General features: G+C 53.7%; 14 protein-coding genes and 1 pseudogene. 7 read left to right on the plus strand and 8 right to left on the minus strand.

Features of this window, described 5'->3' with window-relative positions; all coding sequences use genetic code 11:
* Nucleotides 1–5: 5 nt before the first annotated feature.
* The 4 genes from BG55_RS12370 to yfbV all read right to left on the minus strand — a co-directional run bounded on the left by BG55_RS12370 (nucleotide 6) and on the right by yfbV (nucleotide 3,685).
* Nucleotides 6–1,838, minus strand: a complete 1,833-nt coding sequence (locus BG55_RS12370; RefSeq protein ID WP_034938170.1) for an SLC13 family permease — start codon at nucleotides 1,836–1,838, stop codon at nucleotides 6–8.
* Nucleotides 1,839–1,915: 77 nt separating this feature from the next.
* Nucleotides 1,916–2,575, minus strand: a complete 660-nt coding sequence (locus BG55_RS12375) for a sugar phosphatase (RefSeq protein ID WP_034938120.1) — start codon at nucleotides 2,573–2,575, stop codon at nucleotides 1,916–1,918.
* A 14-nt stretch (nucleotides 2,576–2,589) separates the two neighbouring features.
* Nucleotides 2,590–3,084, minus strand: a complete 495-nt coding sequence (locus tag BG55_RS12380; protein ID WP_034938121.1) for a YfbU family protein — start codon at nucleotides 3,082–3,084, stop codon at nucleotides 2,590–2,592.
* Between the two features lie 148 nt (nucleotides 3,085–3,232).
* On the minus strand, nucleotides 3,233–3,685 hold the full coding sequence (yfbV, locus tag BG55_RS12385; protein WP_034938122.1) for a terminus macrodomain insulation protein YfbV: 453 nt from the start codon (nucleotides 3,683–3,685) through the stop codon (nucleotides 3,233–3,235).
* A 332-nt stretch (nucleotides 3,686–4,017) separates the two neighbouring features.
* On the opposite strand from yfbV, the gene ackA reads away from it, so the two are divergent.
* Together ackA and pta are read left to right on the plus strand one after the other, a co-directional pair.
* On the plus strand, nucleotides 4,018–5,220 hold the full coding sequence (gene ackA / locus BG55_RS12390; RefSeq protein WP_034938124.1) for an acetate kinase: 1,203 nt from the start codon (nucleotides 4,018–4,020) through the stop codon (nucleotides 5,218–5,220).
* A 185-nt stretch (nucleotides 5,221–5,405) separates the two neighbouring features.
* Entirely contained in the window at nucleotides 5,406–7,553 is a 2,148-nt protein-coding gene (pta, locus tag BG55_RS12395; RefSeq protein WP_152542765.1) for a phosphate acetyltransferase, read from the plus strand.
* Nucleotides 7,554–7,844: 291 nt separating this feature from the next.
* Here pta and BG55_RS12400 read toward each other — a convergent pair whose 3' ends face one another.
* On the minus strand, nucleotides 7,845–8,930 hold the full coding sequence (locus BG55_RS12400) for an ABC transporter ATP-binding protein (protein WP_034938128.1): 1,086 nt from the start codon (nucleotides 8,928–8,930) through the stop codon (nucleotides 7,845–7,847).
* A 274-nt stretch (nucleotides 8,931–9,204) separates the two neighbouring features.
* The gene (pdxR, locus tag BG55_RS12405; RefSeq protein WP_034938130.1) at nucleotides 9,205–10,698 is read right to left on the minus strand and encodes a MocR-like pyridoxine biosynthesis transcription factor PdxR; all 1,494 of its coding nucleotides are present in this window, start codon (nucleotides 10,696–10,698) and stop codon (nucleotides 9,205–9,207) included.
* 121 nt (nucleotides 10,699–10,819) lie between these two features.
* On the opposite strand from pdxR, the gene BG55_RS12410 reads away from it, so the two are divergent.
* The 4 genes from BG55_RS12410 (at nucleotide 10,820) to BG55_RS12425 (ending at nucleotide 15,340) form a co-directional block, all read left to right on the plus strand.
* Complete coding sequence (locus tag BG55_RS12410; RefSeq protein WP_034938132.1) at nucleotides 10,820–12,079, plus strand: 4-aminobutyrate--2-oxoglutarate transaminase; 1,260 nt, start codon at nucleotides 10,820–10,822, stop codon at nucleotides 12,077–12,079.
* Between the two features lie 74 nt (nucleotides 12,080–12,153).
* A complete protein-coding gene (locus BG55_RS12415; RefSeq protein WP_034938134.1) occupies nucleotides 12,154–13,179 on the plus strand; it encodes an ABC transporter substrate-binding protein in 1,026 nt (341 codons plus the stop codon).
* Between the two features lie 57 nt (nucleotides 13,180–13,236).
* Nucleotides 13,237–14,502 carry an ABC transporter permease gene (locus BG55_RS12420; protein ID WP_034938136.1) on the plus strand — a complete coding sequence of 422 codons (1,266 nt, stop codon included), beginning with the start codon at nucleotides 13,237–13,239 and terminating at the stop codon, nucleotides 14,500–14,502.
* Nucleotides 14,503–14,512: 10 nt separating this feature from the next.
* Nucleotides 14,513–15,340 (plus strand): ABC transporter permease, encoded by an 828-nt coding sequence (locus tag BG55_RS12425; RefSeq protein ID WP_034938137.1) that lies wholly within the window; start codon nucleotides 14,513–14,515, stop codon nucleotides 15,338–15,340.
* A 977-nt stretch (nucleotides 15,341–16,317) separates the two neighbouring features.
* On the opposite strand, the pseudogene yfcD reads toward BG55_RS12425, so the two are convergent.
* Both yfcD and yfcF read right to left on the minus strand, forming a co-directional pair.
* Nucleotides 16,318–16,855: pseudogene (yfcD, locus tag BG55_RS12430) on the minus strand (NUDIX hydrolase YfcD).
* A 95-nt stretch (nucleotides 16,856–16,950) separates the two neighbouring features.
* Entirely contained in the window at nucleotides 16,951–17,598 is a 648-nt protein-coding gene (yfcF, locus tag BG55_RS12435; RefSeq protein WP_034938139.1) for a glutathione transferase, read from the minus strand.
* A 217-nt stretch (nucleotides 17,599–17,815) separates the two neighbouring features.
* Here yfcF and BG55_RS12440 point away from each other — a divergent pair, with 217 nt between their 5' ends.
* Nucleotides 17,816–18,709, plus strand: a complete 894-nt coding sequence (locus tag BG55_RS12440; protein ID WP_034938141.1) for a TIGR01777 family oxidoreductase — start codon at nucleotides 17,816–17,818, stop codon at nucleotides 18,707–18,709.
* Nucleotides 18,710–18,784 lie beyond the last annotated feature (75 nt).

Genomic DNA, 18,784 nt, shown 5'->3' on the forward strand with positions numbered 1-18,784 from the left:
ATTGTTCAGAACGGGAAAAGCACCGGCACCAGCATGACGCTCGCCACCATAATCAGCAGGGTAAAGGGCACACCAATTTTCACAAAATCGCCGAACCGGTAACCGCCCGGCCCCAGCACCAACGTATTCACTGGCGATGATACCGGGGTCATAAAAGCTGCCGAAGCGGCTACCGCAATAATCAGGGTAAACGGATAGGGGGAGACCCCCATCTGATGCGCCGCCGCCACGCCAATAGGTGCCATCAGCACCGCCGTGGCAGTGTTGGAAATAAACAAACCTATAGTGGCGCAAAGTACAAACAGACAAAGCAACATGACGTGTGGACTTCTGTCACCCGCAAGATTCATCAGCCCGTCAACTATCAGCTTCACACCGCCGGTTTTTTGCAAGGCCAGGGCAAAAGGCATCATACCGACGATCAAAATAATGCTGGGCCAGTGTATGGCCCGCAATGCACTTTCCATGTCTATACAGCGGAACTTCCCCATCAGCAAACAGGCAATCAGCGCAGCGACGGGATTAGGGATCTCATTGGTAAGCATCATTGCCACCATCAGCGCCAGAGAGAAAATGGCATGAGGTGCCTGACTATTCGCCGGGACAACATCGTCCACCTCAGCAGGCAAATTCAGCAAGATGAGGTCGCGTTTTTGTTGCTGCAACTGCGTGATTTTCTTCCAGTCACCAATGACCAGCAGGCTGTCACCCAACTCCAGAGGCAGGTCGTTAAGCGCGCCTTCGGCCACCTCTCCTTTACGCCTGACCCCAATCACACTGACGCCAAATCGGGAACGAAAAGCGATCTCTCGTAACGTTTTTCCTTGCAGCTCCGAGTCCGGGATCACCAGCACCTCGGCCATACCGACGTCCTGCGCACGGTCGGAGAAATAATCGCCACGCAGGATCATCGGCTCCAGTAAGTTTGCACTGCAAAACTCACGCAAATCGATACCTGCGGCTGACATATCAATTAATAAGACATCCCGGGCATGAAATTCCGTGGTGCCGGTAACTGGCACCATCACCCGGCGAAATTTACGCCAGCGCTCAAGTCCAACCACGTTAATGCCGTAACGCTGGCGCAGCTGTAAGTCATCCAGAGGCATTCCAATCAGCGGCGAACCCGCGCGCACCGCCAATCTGCGCGCCCGGCCACTTAATTTATAGTCCCGGATTAAATCACGAAATGTCCTGCGGGTACGCTTTTTAGCCTCGTCCTGATTATCCGGAGTGACCAGCCAGAAGCGGGCCAACAGCATGTAACCAATCCCCAGTATCAGCGCGACAAGGCCGACTGGCGTCACATCAAAAAAACGAAATCCGTTGAGTCCCTCACGCAGCAGTTCACTGTTGACAACCAGGTTAGGCGGCGTAGCGACCAGAGTCATCATGCCACTGATTAACCCGGCAAAACTCAGCGGCATCATCAGTCTGCCGGGAGAGGTTTTCATTCTGGCAGCCACGCTCATCACTACCGGAATAAAAATAGCCACGACGCCGGTGGAACTCATAAAGGCACCGAGACCGGCAACGGTTAGCATCAGCAGCACCAGCATTTTCGACTCGCTGCTGCCCGCCATTTTAATCAGCCATTCCCCCATTTTCAGGGCAACGCCGGTGCGCACTAAGCCTTCACCAATAACAAACAGCGCCGCAATCAGGATCACATTGGGATCGCTGAAACCAGCAGTGGCTTCCTGCAAGGTGAGAGTACCACTAAGGACAAAAGTAATAATGACCAGCAACGCCACTACTTCCATACGTAGTTTGCCGCTGATAAACAGCATAATTACCAGACATAAAAGGCTGAGAACCCAGATCAGTTCTTTATTCACAATCATTCTCTGTTTAGTGGCAGGACAACTGAGAATGCCATAAATTTAACCCCGCTGGTGCGGGGCTAAATCATAACTTAGTGTTTTCTGTGGATATTAATGCTGCCGTCAGGGTTTTTATGGACAACAAGCTCCTCCAGTGAAGTCAGTTGCATATCCACGTCGGCAAGACGCGGTGAACCCGATGGCACATTGACAGCAATAACATGGCAGCCCGCCGCCAATCCGGAGAGTATGCCTGCGGGGGCATCTTCCAGCACGACACACTCCTCTGGCTCAAGCTCGAGCAGTTGTGCTCCCAGAAGATAGGCATCAGGCGCAGGTTTACCGTTTTGCACCTGTTCAGCCGTTACTAAAACCTCTGGATCGGGCAATCCGGCTGCTCGCCGCCGGGCCGAGGCGACCGGCATGGAACCGGATGTAACGATCGCCCAGGGCACATCAAGTTCATCAAGGATAGCAATAAGTTGACCTGCTCCCGGCAGGGCAACAATTCCCTCAGTGTCTTCTGATTCCAACTTTTCCAGCGCGTAAAACTCCTGCTGGATGGCCTCTTCAGAAGCACCCGCCATAAAGTGACGTAATGAAGTGATAGCCTGCTTGCCATGAATGAAGTTCAGCACTTCATCAGCTGCGATTTGATGACGTCTGGCCCAATTTATCCAGGCACGCTCCACAGCAGGCAGGGAATCCACCAGTGTGCCATCCAGATCAAACAGAAAACCTTTACACTTCACTACGCTTTTCCTTATCAGGCGTTGATGACTTGCGCGATCTCATTCGCGCTCAGATGATACTGCCTTGGACAAGTATGCCACAGGGCCAGCATTCGTTGGTATTTCTGCCACATAGGTGTTTGCGCGTTGAAACCATGCGTGCCGGAATCGAATTGGGTGTAACGCCCTTCCACATTGACCATAAAACGTACGTAGCCGAGATAGCGGGCTTCCGTCGCGGCGTCAAAGCCGAGGAAAGCCAGGCGGCGCTCCTCAAACGCAGAAGGATCTTTCAGATTACTCCAGGAAACATGCAGCGCATGATGCAGCTCCATGATGTCGATAATAGTGCGGCAGACTTCTTCGCTCAGCTCGCCGAATTCGCGGTCAAGTTCACGCATTTGCAGGCCGTAGCCTCGTTCAATAATGGTTTGCTGACGACGATAACGCTCAGCATTATCAGGGTCGAGCATGCTCATCATTTTATACTGGTTTGAAAGGATTAAGCGTTGGGCGTGGGTCATTTCCATTATTCACTCCGGTATCACTGGGACAAGGCAACATTGAGAATGGGGATGTCACAAGGATCGCACAGGCCGCAGCGAAGCCGTACAGCAAACAGCGGCTTCTTTGACACAGACCGGGTTTTTGCAGGTAAATCAAAAAAAACGCAGCATCTTACAGATCGTCGAGAAAGGTTTTATCCAGCTGTTTAAATGCGCGCCTGAGCACATCCGCCAGAGACTGATAGGTCGGTTTACCTTCAACGGGCGCCAGCGCCTGCCCTGCCGCCAACAGCTTCTCGCGTACATCATGGAACCAGTTCAACAGCCCCGGAGGTAAAGGCGTCACTGAGCGTTTACCCAACCACCATAATCCCTGCATCGGCAGGCTACAGGCAAAGAGTGCTGTCGCCACGGCTGGCCCCAGTTGCCCACCCAGAGCAATCTGCCAGGTCATGGTAAAAACGGCCACAGGCGGCATATAACGAATGGCAAAACGTGTCACTTTGGTGACCCGGTTTTCAGGAAACATGGGGGCAAGACGCTTATCAACAGGCCATGTCTTCATATAATGCTGTCCGTGCTGAAAGAGTTTAAACCAACCGACAGAACCGGATTCATTAGCCATGCCTGACCTCAACTTCGGAGAGAAAAAATAAACAAAAACCACAACACAACAACTTTACCTTACAACTTTCAAAATATTTTGTCTTTAAGGGAGACACTGGTTATCCTGTGCTCGTTTCTTTACTGACCGTTAACGCCATGTTGTCAGCCGCAGGGATTCAGGCATATCAACATGGATTAACTCAACAACTCCCAACATTTTTATGAGATTTCTTGCTTTTGCACAAAATTAGCGGTCAGCATGATGTTCATCATTAATCTACACACTTTCATGCGCTACGCTGAAAGTCTGTTTGCTTTTCTTTTCGCCAATTTAACCAATAGGGACCTTCCATGTCGAGTAAGTTAGTTTTGGTTCTGAACTGCGGCAGTTCATCGCTCAAATTTGCCATTATCGATCCGGCAAACGGCGATGAATTCCTCTCCGGTTTAGCCGAATGTTTCCACCTGCCAGAGGCACGTATTAAGTGGAAAATGGAAGGCGCTAAGCAGGAAGCGGAACTGGGCGCTGGCGCAGCCCACAGCGAAGCACTTAACTTTATCGTTAAATCTATCCTGGCACAAAAACCTGAACTTTCTGCACAAATCACTGCAATCGGTCATCGTATTGTTCATGGTGGTGAAAAACTGACGCAATCCGTTGTTATCGATCAGACTGTTTTGCAGGGAATCAAAGATGCTTCATCTTTTGCTCCTCTGCACAATCCGGCACATCTGATCGGTATTGATGAAGCAATGAAAAACTTCCCCCACCTTTCTGACAAGAATGTCGCTGTTTTTGACACCGCTTTCCATCAGACTATGCCGGAAGAGTCCTATCTTTACGCCCTGCCTTATCATTTGTACAAAGAGCATGGCGTCCGTCGCTATGGCGCGCATGGCACCAGCCATTTCTATGTGACTCATCAGGCGGCAAAAGCACTCAATAAACCACTGGCAGAGCTGAACATCATTACCTGCCATCTGGGTAATGGCGGGTCTGTTTCCGCTATTCGTAACGGTGAATGCGTGGATACCTCAATGGGTCTTACCCCGCTGGAAGGCCTGGTGATGGGAACCCGTTCTGGCGATATCGATCCGGCAATCATGTTTTTCCTGCACGATACGCTGGGCATGAGCGTCGATGCCATCAATAAAATGCTGACCAAAGAGTCTGGCCTGCTGGGACTGACTGGCGTCACCAGCGACTGCCGTTACGTAGAAGATAATTACGAAACGAAGGACGATGCTAAACGTGCCATGAACGTTTACTGCCACCGTCTGGCGAAATATATCGGCTCTTACACCGCGTTGATGGATGGCCGTCTGGATGCGGTAATCTTCACCGGTGGCATTGGTGAAAATGCCGCGATGGTGCGCGAACTGACGCTGAACAAGCTGGCTCTGCTCGGCTTTGACGTTGACCATCAGCGCAATCTGGACGCGCGCTTTGGCAAGTCCGGCTTTATCAATAAAGAAGGCACCCGACCTGCGCTGGTGATACCCACTAACGAAGAGTTAGTCATTGCCCAGGACGCCAGTCGTCTGACGGCTTAAGTCATCAACACCGCCAGCCCTGCTGGCGGTGTTGTTTTCCGACACCAAATTACATAACCACCATGATGAGTGTCATCGTAAAGCGGCAGGTTAATCAATTCCCGGAAGTTCACTTCTGTCATCAACCGGGTAAACAGGTGCTGCTGTGCGACCCGTTACCAGGGTTATGATCTGAGAGGTTTACCGTGTCCCGTACAATTATGCTAATCCCGACCGGCACCAGCGTCGGCCTGACCAGTATCAGTCTTGGCGTTATCCGCGCCATGGAACGCAAAGGCGTTCGCCTGAGCGTATTCAAACCCATCGCCCAGCCCCGTGCCGGAGGCGATTCGCCCGATCAGACCACCAATATCATCCGTAAAAGTTCATCGATTCCTGCGGCCGAGCCGTTGCAGATGAGCCGGGTTGAGTCGCTGCTTGGTTCCGATCAGCAGGACGTGCTGATGGAAGAGATCATCGCACGCTACCATGAAAATACCAAAGATGCTGAAGTGGTACTGGTTGAAGGCCTGGTGCCGACCCGTAAGCATCAGTTCGCTTCCGCGTTGAACTACGAAATTGCTAAAACGCTGAATGCCGAAATTGTGTTTGTCATGTCACTGGGCAATGACTCCCCTGCCCAGTTAAAAGAGCGTATCGAACTGACCCAAAGCAGTTTTGGTGGTAACAAAAATAAAAATATCACTGGGGTTATCATCAATAAACTCAACGCGCCGGTTGATGACCAGGGGCGTACCCGACCAGACCTGTCTGAAATATTTGATGATTCTACCAAGGCCAGCGTCGCTAATATCGATCCGAAGCAGCTGTTTGCTAACAGTCCTCTGCCGGTACTGGGCTGTGTTCCCTGGAGCTTCGAACTGATCGCCACTCGCGCCATCGATATGTGTCATCACCTGAATGCTGAAGTGATTAACGAAGGTGATATCAGCACCCGGCGGGTGAAATCTGTCACCTTCTGTGCGCGTAGCCTGCCACACATGCTTGAGCACTTCCGTCCGGGGTCGCTGCTGGTCACTTCAGCAGACCGCCCTGACGTACTGGTTGCCGCCTGCCTGGCCGCAATGAACGGCGTGGAAATTGGTGCCATTCTGCTTACCGGTGGCTACAAAATTGATGACCAGATTAACGCACTCTGCCAGCGCGCCTTTGCTACCGGCCTGCCGGTATTTATGGTGAAAACCAATACCTGGCAAACCTCGCTGAGTCTGCAAAGTTTCAATCTGGAAGTTCCTGCTGACGATACGCAGCGCATTGAGCGGGTGCAGGAGTATGTGGCCAGCCATATCGACTCCGACTGGATCGAATCGCTGACTGCCGCCTCTGAACGCAGCCGTCGTCTGTCACCTCCGGCTTTCCGTTACCAGTTAACCGAGCTGGCACGTCAGGCTGGCAAACGTATTGTCCTGCCGGAGGGTGATGAACCCCGTACGGTAAAAGCGGCAGCCATCTGTGCTGAACGCGGTATTGCCACCTGTATCCTGCTGGGCAATCCGGATGAGATCCAACGGGTTGCCGCCGTGCAAGGTGTGGAACTGGGTAAAGGCATCGAAATTGTTGACCCGGAAGTGGTCCGTAAAAATTACGTCGCCCGTCTGGTAGAACTGCGTAAAAACAAAGGAATGACTGAAGTGGTCGCGCAGGAGCAGCTGGAAGATAACGTTATGCTCGGCACCATGATGCTGGAACGTGGTGAAGTGGATGGTCTGGTTTCCGGTGCCGTACACACCACGGCCAACACCATTCGTCCGCCATTACAGCTGATTAAAACTGCGCCTGGCAGTTCGCTGGTTTCCTCCGTGTTCTTTATGCTGCTGCCGGAGCAGGTGCTGGTATACGGTGACTGCGCCATCAATCCGGATCCTAACCCGGAACAGCTGGCCGAAATCGCCATTCAGTCCGCCGATTCTGCCACCGCTTTTGGCATCGAGCCGCGCGTGGCGATGATCTCCTACTCCACCGGCAATTCGGGGGCAGGTAGCGATGTGGAAAAAGTACGTGAAGCCACACGCATTGCGCAGGAAAAACGGCCGGACCTGGTGATTGATGGCCCGTTGCAATACGATGCTGCCATTATGGACGACGTGGCTAAATCTAAAGCGCCGAACTCCCCGGTTGCGGGCCGCGCAACGGTATTTATCTTCCCGGATCTCAACACCGGTAATACCACTTATAAAGCCGTGCAGCGTTCAGCCGATCTAATCTCTATCGGTCCGATGTTGCAGGGAATGCGCAAGCCGGTGAACGATCTGTCTCGCGGCGCGCTGGTTGACGACATTGTCTACACCATCGCACTGACCGCGATTCAGTCAAAACAGGCTGAGCAACAGTAAGCTTCAACGAATAAGGCCGCCAGCGCGGCCTTATTTCATTCTGAACACCCCTCCGCCAGCCCGGTTAAAAAAAACCTGCATTCAACCAGTCGGCAAAATCAACGCGCGTTTGTCGCCGAACACAAAAACCACAGCCATTTTTCACAACCCGATAGCAGCCCTGAGAAGCGTTAATTGTCGGCGTGTTATTTAATGCAAAACCAGCTGTTACGTTATCAGCCACGGCATTTATGAATGCGGATTTATGACATCAGGCCGCTGGTGCAGCCTGATTTAACTGGCAGGTAAACATTACTGAATCATCACGTCCAGCGCTCGCAGATGCTGCGGCTGCCATGACAGGGTGACCTCGCTACCGGGTTTCCAGCGGCTGTCCATCTTCACCGGACTGAGTTTAACCATAAAATTCCCCTGCCCGGCCACTTCGGTCAGCATCCGCACATGATCACCGAGATAGATAAACTGCTGGATACGCGCCTGAACCTGCTGGTCGCCTGTTTCCGGTGCATTGACGTTCACCCGTTCCGGACGAATACTCAGCTGGATTTTCTTACCCGGCGAACTGGGTCGAACTTTCAGCGCATCCAGTCGCGTACCGTCATCCAGCTGCACGTTGTAGTAATCCCCCTGACTTGCCAGCTGTGTTGCCAGCAGGCCATTGTTTTCACCAATAAACTGCGCGACAAACGCATTAGAGGGCTGTTCATACAGCCGCTCCGGACTGTCCATCTGCTGGATCATGCCATCGTTAAATACCGCCACGCGATTGGACATGGTCATGGCTTCACTCTGGTCGTGGGTAACGTAAACAATGGTCAGCCCCAGCATCTCATGCAACTGCTTGATTTCCATCTGCATATGCTCACGGAGCTGCTTATCCAGCGCGCCGAGTGGTTCATCCATCAGCACCAGTTTCGGTTCGAAAACCAGCGCCCTCGCCAGAGCAACACGTTGTTGCTGGCCTCCGGACATCTGCGCCGGATAGCGGTCAGCCAGCGAGGTCAGTTTGATCATATCCAGCACCCGACTGACCCGCTCCTTCACGTCGGCTTTACTCAGGCGACGAATGGTTAACGGGAATGCCAGATTTTCTGCCACCGTCATATGTGGAAACAGTGCATAGTTCTGAAAGACCATGCCGATATCACGCTGGTGTGGCGGTAATGTGTGCAGTGGTTGATCGCGCAAAAATATTTCGCCAGCGGTCGGTGTTTCAAACCCTGCCAGCATCATCAGACTGGTGGTTTTGCCCGAGCCGGAGGGGCCTAACAGCGTCAGGAACTCACCCTCTTCCACGTCCAGATTGAGATTACGCACCACCAGCTTTTCGCCGTCGTAGCTCTTTTTGATGTTCTTGAAACTGACCAGCTTTCTCATGGCATTTTCTCGTGCAGACAGAATAAATGACTGACGGGCTCAGAAATCATCTTCTGGCCGCCGGGTGGCTCTTTTTAGCTCTACCACAACATTTTTCCTTTCGACAAGCAGAATTTGACAATGCCAGGAGACATACACCGGAATAACCATCTATAACAATTTGATTATTATCATTTTAAATTATTTAAAATTAAATTGTTCTCAGCGACCCGGCAGGATCAGGCAAGCGCAACGCACCTTCTCAGTGCATTGCGCCCCATTATGAGGCATCAGCTCAGGCGGGTTGCAGGCGTCGTTGTAAACAGTGCAGTACCGGCTCGAAGGTGGCCGCCATCTGCTGTTCCTCCACGCAGGCATAACCTAACAGCAGGCCACGTCGCTGGGTTCCTGACAGATAGTAGGCCGACAGTGGGCGGGTCAATATCCCTGTCTGCTCCAGCTCTGCGGCCAGCGCCACGTCGTCAATGCTGTCCGGCAGGGAGAGAATCAGATGCAGCCCGGCATTGCTCTGCGAGGCCAGAAAAGCCGGACCCAGCCGGGTAGTAATCACCTCCACCAGCGCATCCCGGCGTCGGCTGTAAAGCTGGCGCATCCGACGCACGTGCGCCGCGTAATGTCCCTCGCGAATAAATTCCGCCAGCGTCAGTTGCACCAGACCATTGCCCCCACGATAGAGTTCGGAGTGCGCCATTTTCATTCGGGCCGCCAGCGGTTTTGGCACCACCATGTAACTCAGACGCAGCCCCGGATAGAGCGATTTACTGAAGGTGCCGAGATAAATAACCGGCGCATCCGCTGACAACCCCTGCAAGGCCGGAATTGGCGTATCGCCAAAGCGAAATTCGCCGTCGTAATCGTCCTCCACCACCCAACTGCCGGAGGATTTCGCCAGTGCCAGCAACTGCTGTCGACGTTGCAGGCTCATCACCGAACCCAACGGATACTGATGTGACGGCGTGACACAAATCAGTTTTGGCAGCGGCGTCTGGTTATCCCGCGCGGCGATGTCCGGCAGCACCATCCCCTGCTCATCCACCGGCGTGGGCAACAGCTCCACGCCGTTAACCGCCAGAACGTTACGAAACCCCCAGTAACCCGGCTCTTCAATCCACGCGCCATCGCCCGGATCGCACAGCATTTTTGCCAGCAGATCCAGTGACTGGTGCGTCCCGGCGGTAATCAGAATCTGGTCGTGGGTACAGTTCAGTGAGCGGATCACCCGCAGATAGTCGGCCAGCGCCTGCTGCAATTGCAGGCAGCCACCGTGACTGGAATAACTCAGCGCCTCGACGGGCATCCGGCGGCTGAGCCTCAGCTGAATTTTGCGCCAGATATCATGCGGCATATGGCTGACGTCCGGTACGCCGGGCATAAATGCGCCCCACTGGTAGGCCCCCGCCCCACTGCGGGTCAGAACCCGGATCCCCCGTCGGGACAGGCTGGCATAGCGGAATGGCCTGGCCGATACCAACTCTGGCTCACTGTTTTCCGGAGCCACTTCCGGCAGCTGCTCACTGACGAAGGTTCCGCTGCCGGTGCGGGTTTGCAGGTAGCCTTCTGACTGAAGCTGCTCATAAGCAGCCAGCACCGTATTACGCGAAACGCCCAGCTCTTTAGCCAGATCGCGTGAAGCAGGCAGTCTACTGCCGGTGGCTATTGCCCCTTCCTGGATTGCCGCCTGCAAAACATCGTACAGGCGCTTGTTCAACGCACCCGCCGGAGCCTGGCTCAGGCGATGTGCCAGAAGATCGCCAAGTAACGTTCGCAAAAATTGGTACCTCCAAATAAAAAAAACTGGCTCTGGATCCTCCATCCCACAAAACGGTACAAACCAGATAGCCCAATGCGTGTGCTACAGGCCACGCACCGACATCCGATGAGGTACAGCCATGAGCAACAGTGAAGTTCAACAGCGTCGTTTAGCTGCCACGCCGCGTGGCGTTGGCGTGATGAGTGATTTCTACGCCGTTCGCGCCGAAAACGCCACGCTGTGGGATCATCAGGGACGAGAGTATACCGACTTTACCGCCGGGATTGCCGTTCTTAATACCGGTCATCGCCATCCAAAAGTGGTTGATGCGGTCAAACGCCAACTGGACTGCTTCACCCATACCGCCTTTCAGGTGATCCCTTACGAAAATTATCTGCTGCTGGCTGAACGCCTGAACCAGCTTGTGCCCATCGATGGCCCGGTCAAATCGACCTTTTTCTCTACCGGCGCAGAAGCGGTGGAGAATGCGGTCAAGATCGCCCGCGCCGCTACCGGACGTGCCGGCGTTATCGCCTTCACCGGCGCGTTTCATGGTCGCACCATGATGACAATGGCGCTGACCGGCAAAGTAGTGCCGTACAAAACGGGATTCGGCCCGTTTCCTGGCCCGGTATTCCACGCCCGCTATCCTAATGCCCTGCATGGCTACAGTACGGAAGATGCCATGGAAAGTCTTGAGTCGATTTTCCGCTGTGATGTCAGCCCACAGGATATTGCGGCAATTATTTTCGAACCGGTGCAGGGTGAAGGGGGATTCAATATTGCGCCAGCCGAATTCGTCAGCAAACTGCGCGAGCTTTGTGACAGGCATGGCATTTTACTGATTGCTGATGAAATCCAGACCGGTTTTGCCCGTACCGGCAAGGTGTTCGCCAGTGAGTACTATTCCGCGAAGCCCGATCTGATCACCATGGCTAAAAGCCTCGGCGGCGGCCTGCCGATCTCAGCCGTGGCCGGACGGGCGGAAATCATGGATGCGCCGCTACCCGGCGGGCTGGGCGGAACTTATGCCGGTAACCCGCTGGCCGTTGCCTCGTCGCTGGCGGTGCTGGAGGTGATAGAAGAGGAGCAACTGTGCCAGCGAGCGCTTCGCCTGGGAGCGGAACTGGTGGAAACCCTCAATGGCTGCGGCAACCCGGCGCTGGCGGAAGTTCGCGCGTTGGGATCGATGGTGGCAGCCGAATTCATCGATCCGGCCAGCGGCCAGCCCTCTGCGGCGACCGCCCGTGAAATCCAGCAGAAAGCGCTGGAACAGGGGCTGATCCTGCTGACCTGCGGGGTGCATGGCAACGTTATTCGTTTCCTTTATCCGCTGACCATTCCGGATGCACAGTTCAGAGCGGCGCTTGCCCTGCTCTCCTCCATTTTAACGCACTGAAAATCAGGCACCAAAGGTGCACAAGTCTGTCCGGCGGGTTATCCGCTGATAACAATAATGACGGGAGTATCGGGATGGTTAAAAAGTTAGCAGCACTGGTTCTGGCAACGTTCGCACTGCATGCACAGGCAGAAACACTGACCGTTGTCTCCTTTGGCGGCACCAATAAAGATGCACAGGACAAAGCCTTTTATAAACCCTTTGCTGCCGCAGGCAAAGGCACCATTGAGGCCGGTGAGTACAACGGCGAGATGGCCCGTATTCGCGCCATGGTTGAAACCGGTCAGATTGGCTGGGATGTGGTGGAACTGGAAACCCCGGAGTTGCAGCGTGGCTGCGAAGAGGGGCTGTTTGAAACCCTGGACTGGAATAAGTTGGGCAAAAAGGCAGACTTCATTCCTGCCGCCGTCACCGAATGTGGTGCCGGTATCTTTGTCTGGTCCACGGTGCTGACTTACGACGCCAGTAAACTGAAGAAAGGTCCCACCAGCTGGGCTGACTTCTGGAACACCAAAGATTTTCCTGGTAAACGCGCGCTGCGTAAAAGCGCCAAATACACGCTGGAAATCGCGCTGATGGCCGACGGTGTTAAACGCGAAGATGTCTATAAAGTGCTGGCTACCCCGGCGGGTGTCGACAGGGCATTCAAAAAGCTGGATCAGATTAAGCCAAACATTCAGTGGTGGGAATCTGGCGCGCAGCCGTTGCAATGGCTGGTTTCCGGCGATGTGGTAATGAGTTCAGCCTACAATGGCCGTATCGGTGCCGCGCAGAACGAAGGGCATAACTTCAAAATCGTCTGGGACAATGCGCTGTATGACCTCGACAACTGGGCGATCGTTAAAGGCTCGAAACATAAAGCGCTGGCGGAACAGTTTATCGCTTTTGCCAATCAGCCTGAAAATCAGAAAGTATTTGCAGAAAATATTCCCTATGGCCCAACCAACGTTAACGCAGGTAAGTTGCTCGATCCCAAACGCCTGAGCACGCTGCCTACCGCGCCGGAAAACCTGGCGAAATCGGTTCAGGTGAGCAGTGACTTCTGGCTGGAACATGGTGAAGAACTCGAACAGCGCTTTAACGCCTGGGCGGCTAAGTAAATCAGGCAGGTCGGGCCTTGCTACCGGTCCGACCGCCGACCAATAAAGGAGCCTGCAATGAGTCAAAACCCGGTTATGGAGTCCGCCAGCGCCCCCAGCATGAAAAAAGAGCCGGATCTGATCCAGCGGTTACGTCAGGTGGACCGTGCGAAAACCCGCCGTTCGCTGCTACTGATAGCGCCCCTTTTTGCTTTTGTGTTGATCTGTTTCCTCTTTCCCATCCTGTCGATTCTCAGCAAGAGTGTCGAAAACCCTGAATTCAGCGACACGTTGCCGCAAACCACCGCCGCACTGAAAAAGTGGTCTGGCGAAACATTGCCGGACGAATCACTGTATGCCCTGCTGGGTAAAGAGCTGACAACAGCACGCGAACATGGACAAATTGCCGTGGTCGCCAAGCGTATGAGCTATGAAGATCCCAGCTTCCGCCGTCTGATCATTACCGTTCCCCGGCTGGTGCCGGAAAATGGTCAGAAGGTCAAAGAAGCGATGATAGCGGCACAGCCGCTGTGGGGCGACATCGCCACCTGGAAAACGCTGCAACGCGCCGCCAGGCCGGTGACCAGTTACTATCTGCTGTCGGTATTTGACCGCAAAGTTGACGCCAGAAGTGGTGAAATCACCGCACTTCCTGCCGACCAGGCGCTGTATGTGAATGTTTTGCTGCGCACCCTGTGGATGGCGCTGGTGGTAACGCTGCTGTGCGTCGGCATCGGCTATCCGCTGGCCTACTGGATGGCTAAGCAACCTTCAAACCGTGCGAATCTGCTGATGATCCTGGTACTGCTGCCGTTCTGGACCTCGCTGATTGTGCGGACCGCCAGCTGGATTGTGCTGTTGCAGTCAGGCGGGCTGATTAACCGGGCGCTGATGTGGACAGGCATCATTGACCATCCGCTGACGCTGGTATTCAATCGCGTTGGCGTCTTTATTTCCATGACCCACATTCTGCTGCCTTTTATCGTACTGCCGCTGTATGCGGTGATGAAGGGTATCTCTCCGGGCTACATTCGCGCCGCCGTTTCGCTGGGTGCACATCCCTTTGTTGCTTTCTGGCGCGTTTATGTCCCGCAGACTTACGCCGGTATCGCGGCGGGCGCACTGCTGGTGTTTATGATGGCGATTGGTTATTACGTAACGCCAGCCCTGCTGGGTGCACCGGACGATCAGATGGTCAGTTACTTCGTTGCCTTCTTTACCAATGGCACCATGAACTGGGGTATGGCCGCCGCACTGGGCAGCCAGCTGCTGATTATCGTCATGCTGCTCTATATCGTTTACGTGCGCGTGACCCGGACGTCTGCCGAAGCGGCAGCGCATTAAGGAGAGGATGATGAGACAAAAAGGTAGTCAGACGCTACGCCTGTGGAACGCATTTTTTAACCTTTACAGCGCGGCGATATTAATTTTTCTGATTGTGCCGATCCTGGTGATTGTGCCGCTGTCATTTAATTCAAGTTCATTTCTCAGCTACCCGCTCAGTGGCTTTTTACTGCGCTGGTATCAGACCTTCTTTCACTCACAGGAATGGCTGAATTCCCTGCTCAACAGCCTGATGATTGCTCCGCTGGCAACGCTGCTGGCCACGGTCCTGGGGGTGCTGGCTTCGATGGGGCTGGTTCGCGGTGAGTTTCGCGGCAAAGGGCTGGTGATGGCGGTGCTGATTTCTCCGATGGTAGCACCCGTAGTGATTATCGCCGTGGGCATGTTTTTCTTTTTTGCTAAATTGTCACTGCTCAACAGCTATCTGGGCCTGGTGCTGGCCCATGCCCTGCTCGGCGTGCCTTTTGTGGTGATTACCGTCGTGGCAGTACTGAAAAGTTATGACACCAACCTGTCACGGGCAGCGGCCAGTCTTGGCGCGCCGCCATTACTGACTTTCCGCAAAGTCACGCTGCCGCTGATTGCTCCCGGCGTCTTCTCCGGTGCGCTGTTTGCCTTCGCGACCTCGTTTGACGAAGTGGTGGTGACGCTGTTCCTCGCCAGTCCACGCCAGCGCACCCTGCCGATTCAGATGTTTGCCGGTATACGTGAGAATCTTGATCCCACTATCGCCGCTGCCGCCTCGCTGATGATTGGTGCGTCATTAATTCTGCTGATCGTCATGGAATTGCTGCGACGTCGTGGTGAAAAAATGCGCCAGAGTAGCCCTGCCCACTGATATCAGCCCTTCAATCAGCCGGCTGCCGCTGGCTGATAACCTTTACCCCCGGACGTCAGCTTCAGATTAATAAAAAACGCGGTATTTTCCCCGGCAGCAGCTACTGAGGGCATTATTTACCCTGTTCAGAAAAATATATTCCCCGCCCGAAAATCGTATTAATACATCGTGGTGAATTAATAATAAAAGTTCCATTATTTAAATTATTTTTCTCAGGCAGCCTCCAGGTCGTGAAATAACACGCAATTAATCCGCACCCTGCTTCCAGGATAACTCCCAAAACATAAAATTCATTTTACAACAGCATCAGCTATGATAAATTTCCCTCACAAATAACGGAGGGTTACCAAATGAAAACTGTTTTTAAATTTGTCGTGTTGATCTCCCTGTCAGCATTCGCTGCCTTTAGCGCAAATGCGGCACATGGTGGCGGTGTTAAATCATATCCACCAGAGACCGGCTCTGGTTTTATCTCTGACTGCCCGGATAATAATCCTTACTGCACCAGTGATAACGGCCTGAACTAATCAGTCTGCCACGCGGATTAATACGTACTGCGCCTTAAAATCATTCAGCTATCAGGCCGGCATTATTTCATCGGATAATCCGGCTTTTATTATTTTAACAGCACCTGATATCTGTCTGGTGGATATCCGTTCATTCGGAAGAGATTAACCAGTCTTACGATAAGAGTAATAATTATCACTCCCGCCTCAGCAATATAAAGCCAATATTTCATCCTCTTTTTTACTCCCTTATTTTTACCCTGATGGCAATAAGAACCTGTCCCACCACGCGTTATTGTCGCCAGTCTGGACACGGACAGAAACCGGAGCGTACAGGGATAAAATCCCTGCGTCACACGGCTTCAGTCAGGAATATAAAAATCACTGTTGTGCCAGCTTTCACCAGAAAGCGGCGGGTGAAACAAAGGACGCGAACGGCCAACGCGTCCTCTGGCTGAGGCTGATATCAGATCAGGCCTGGCGGTTAACGGCGTGGCCCTGTTCGCTGTTACGGCTGAGCCACAGTGACAGCGCCTTCAGGGAATCATCGGTAAACTCATCACAGCGTGCGGTGATCTCTTCCGGCGTCATCCAGAAAATTTCATCCACCTCTTCTTCCTGCATGGCAAAAGGGCCATGCGAAACGCAGCTGAACAGTCCGCCCCAGACCCGACAGTGCTGATCTTCAAAATAGAAAACGCCGTGCTCAGCAAAAGGCACATCGGCTATGCCCAGCTCCTCTTCCGCTTCACGACGGGCTGACTCCAGCAAAATCTTCACCGCTCTGCACCACGCCACCCGCAGTGGCATCCAGCATCCCCGGCATAAAATCTTTGATCGCCGTGCGCCGCTGAACCAGGATGTTCCCCATACCATCGTGCACCACAATATAGGTCGCACGATGGCGAAGGCACTGCGCCCGCATCTGTGCCCGGCTGGATTGTGCAATAACCTCGTTATCTTCATTAACGATGTCCACCCACTCCACGCCGCTGTCTTGCTCCACCATCCGTCACCCTTTTTCTGTTCTGGCGCATCAGCGCTGGTCTGTTTTTTTCCCGCACAGTGTGCCACGGGAAAGTGAAAAATTATAATCCCACAATGTCATTCAGCCAGGCTTCTGGAGGATTCCGCCAGCCACAGCTGCACGGAAGCGCGTTGCCACTGAAAATGTGCGTAGTTGGCCACAAATTCGGGTACCTCATCGCCATGTAATGCCAGGCGATTAATCATTACTGCCAGATCGGTATCGGCGATCGACCATTCACCAAACAGGTTCTGCTGACCGGGTTTAAGCAGGCGGCTGACGGCGGCAAACAGATGTTCCGCTGCCTGCTGCCCTTGTGCGCTCAGGGGAGCAAAGCGTTCACCGGCAAACAATACCTCTGTTGGCCGCTCCTGACGAAGAGGCAGCAGATCACTGCGCAGCCAGGCCTGGAGTTCGCGGGCTCTGGCGCGATTTTCTCCATCACGCGGGTAGAGACGCTCAAATTCTGGTGCCGGAAAACGCTCCTCAAGATATTCAGTAATGGCAGAGGATTCTGACAACATAAAATCATCCACCTGAAGCGTGGGTACCCGGCGGGTCAGCGAAATGTCGCGATAAGGCTGCGCAAGGTGTTGCTGACTCGTAAGGTCAACATACCTGAGAGAGAACGGCACGCCTTTCTCACTGAGAGCAACATAAATAGACATCACATAAGGACTGAAAAAACAGGCATCTGACCAGAGCGTGATAGCGGGATAATTCATCCTGATTTCCTTAGAAGGCGGGGTTCATCTTGTTTACCCACTTTTTCAACAGAAGGCAATCTCTGTGCAACATGTTAATCACAATAGCGGCCTGAATCCGCGTAGCGCGGCTGAGTTATCGCTGCGGGTGCTAAGCTTTACCGCTTTTCCTGCCAACATATTCTAAGCTGAACGATAAAGCGTTGCGTTTTAACTTCACCGATTAAGGATCAAAAGGATGCACATTTTACTGACCGGCGGAACCGGCCTGATTGGCCGACATCTGATACCCCGATTGTTACAGAGAGGCGCACAGGTCAGCGTGGTCACCCGCGATGTGGCGGGTGCTCGCCGCAAACTTGGCGAAGGGGTCAATCTGTGGTCAGGGCTGGATCAACAGCGTGATTTAAACGCTGTCGATGCGGTCATCAACCTTGCGGGAGAGCCGATCGCAGACAAACGCTGGACAGAGCAACAAAAACAACGGCTTTGTCAGAGCCGCTGGCAGATTACCGGGAAGCTTGCAGCGCTGATCAACGCCAGTGAGACACCACCGGCAGTGTTCATTTCCGGCTCAGCCAGCGGTTATTACGGCAACAGCGGCGATGGCGTGCTGACTGAAGAAGATGATGGTCATCAGGAGTTCACTCACCTGCTTTGCGCTGAATGGGAAGCGCTGGCGCGGGCGGCAGAAAGTGATCAAACCCGGGTTTGCCTGCTGCGTACCGGCGTGGTACTGGCAAAAGAAGGCGGTGCGCTTGGCAAAATGAAATTACCGTTTCGCCTGGGAGCGGGCGGTCCACTGGGCAATGGCAGGCAGTATATGCCGTGGATCCATCTTGATGACATGCTCAGTGCCATACTCTGGCTGCTGGACAATCCGCATCTCAGCGGCCCTTTTAATATGGTGGCACCTTATGCGGTGCGTAACGAACAGTTTGCCGCGGCGCTGGGCCACGCCATGCACCGTCCGGCCTGGGTTCGCGTCCCCGCCAGCGCTGTCAGAGTGATGATGGGTGAGTCCTCGGTGCTGGTGCTGGGAGGTCAGCATCTGCTGCCGAAACGCCTGGAAGAGTCGGGCTTTGTTTTTCGCTGGTATCAACTGGATAAGGCGCTGGCCGATGTGGTTTAGCCCCGCAGAGGCGTCACCGTCTCCTCCGACGGAGGAGACGAACTTTAACCCCTCTGCACCAGGTAACCTGCATGC

It is taken from the genome of Erwinia mallotivora (assembly GCF_000590885.1).
GTDB lineage: Bacteria > Pseudomonadota > Gammaproteobacteria > Enterobacterales > Enterobacteriaceae > Erwinia > Erwinia mallotivora.

Excerpts from the sequence above, each read along its gene's own strand:
- BG55_RS12380 (WP_034938121.1), bottom strand. The coding sequence starts at position 3,084 with ATGGAAATGACCCACGCCCAACGCTTAATCCTTTCAAACCAGTATAAA.
- yfbV (WP_034938122.1), bottom strand. The coding sequence starts at position 3,685 with ATGGCTAATGAATCCGGTTCTGTCGGTTGGTTTAAACTCTTTCAGCAC.
- ackA (WP_034938124.1), top strand. The coding sequence starts at position 4,018 with ATGTCGAGTAAGTTAGTTTTGGTTCTGAACTGCGGCAGTTCATCGCTC.
- BG55_RS12400 (WP_034938128.1), bottom strand. The coding sequence starts at position 8,930 with ATGAGAAAGCTGGTCAGTTTCAAGAACATCAAAAAGAGCTACGACGGC.
- BG55_RS12410 (WP_034938132.1), top strand. The coding sequence starts at position 10,820 with ATGAGCAACAGTGAAGTTCAACAGCGTCGTTTAGCTGCCACGCCGCGT.
- BG55_RS12415 (WP_034938134.1), top strand. The coding sequence starts at position 12,154 with ATGGTTAAAAAGTTAGCAGCACTGGTTCTGGCAACGTTCGCACTGCAT.
- BG55_RS12420 (WP_034938136.1), top strand. The coding sequence starts at position 13,237 with ATGAGTCAAAACCCGGTTATGGAGTCCGCCAGCGCCCCCAGCATGAAA.
- BG55_RS12425 (WP_034938137.1), top strand. The coding sequence starts at position 14,513 with ATGAGACAAAAAGGTAGTCAGACGCTACGCCTGTGGAACGCATTTTTT.
- yfcF (WP_034938139.1), bottom strand. The coding sequence starts at position 17,598 with ATGAATTATCCCGCTATCACGCTCTGGTCAGATGCCTGTTTTTTCAGT.
- BG55_RS12440 (WP_034938141.1), top strand. The coding sequence starts at position 17,816 with ATGCACATTTTACTGACCGGCGGAACCGGCCTGATTGGCCGACATCTG.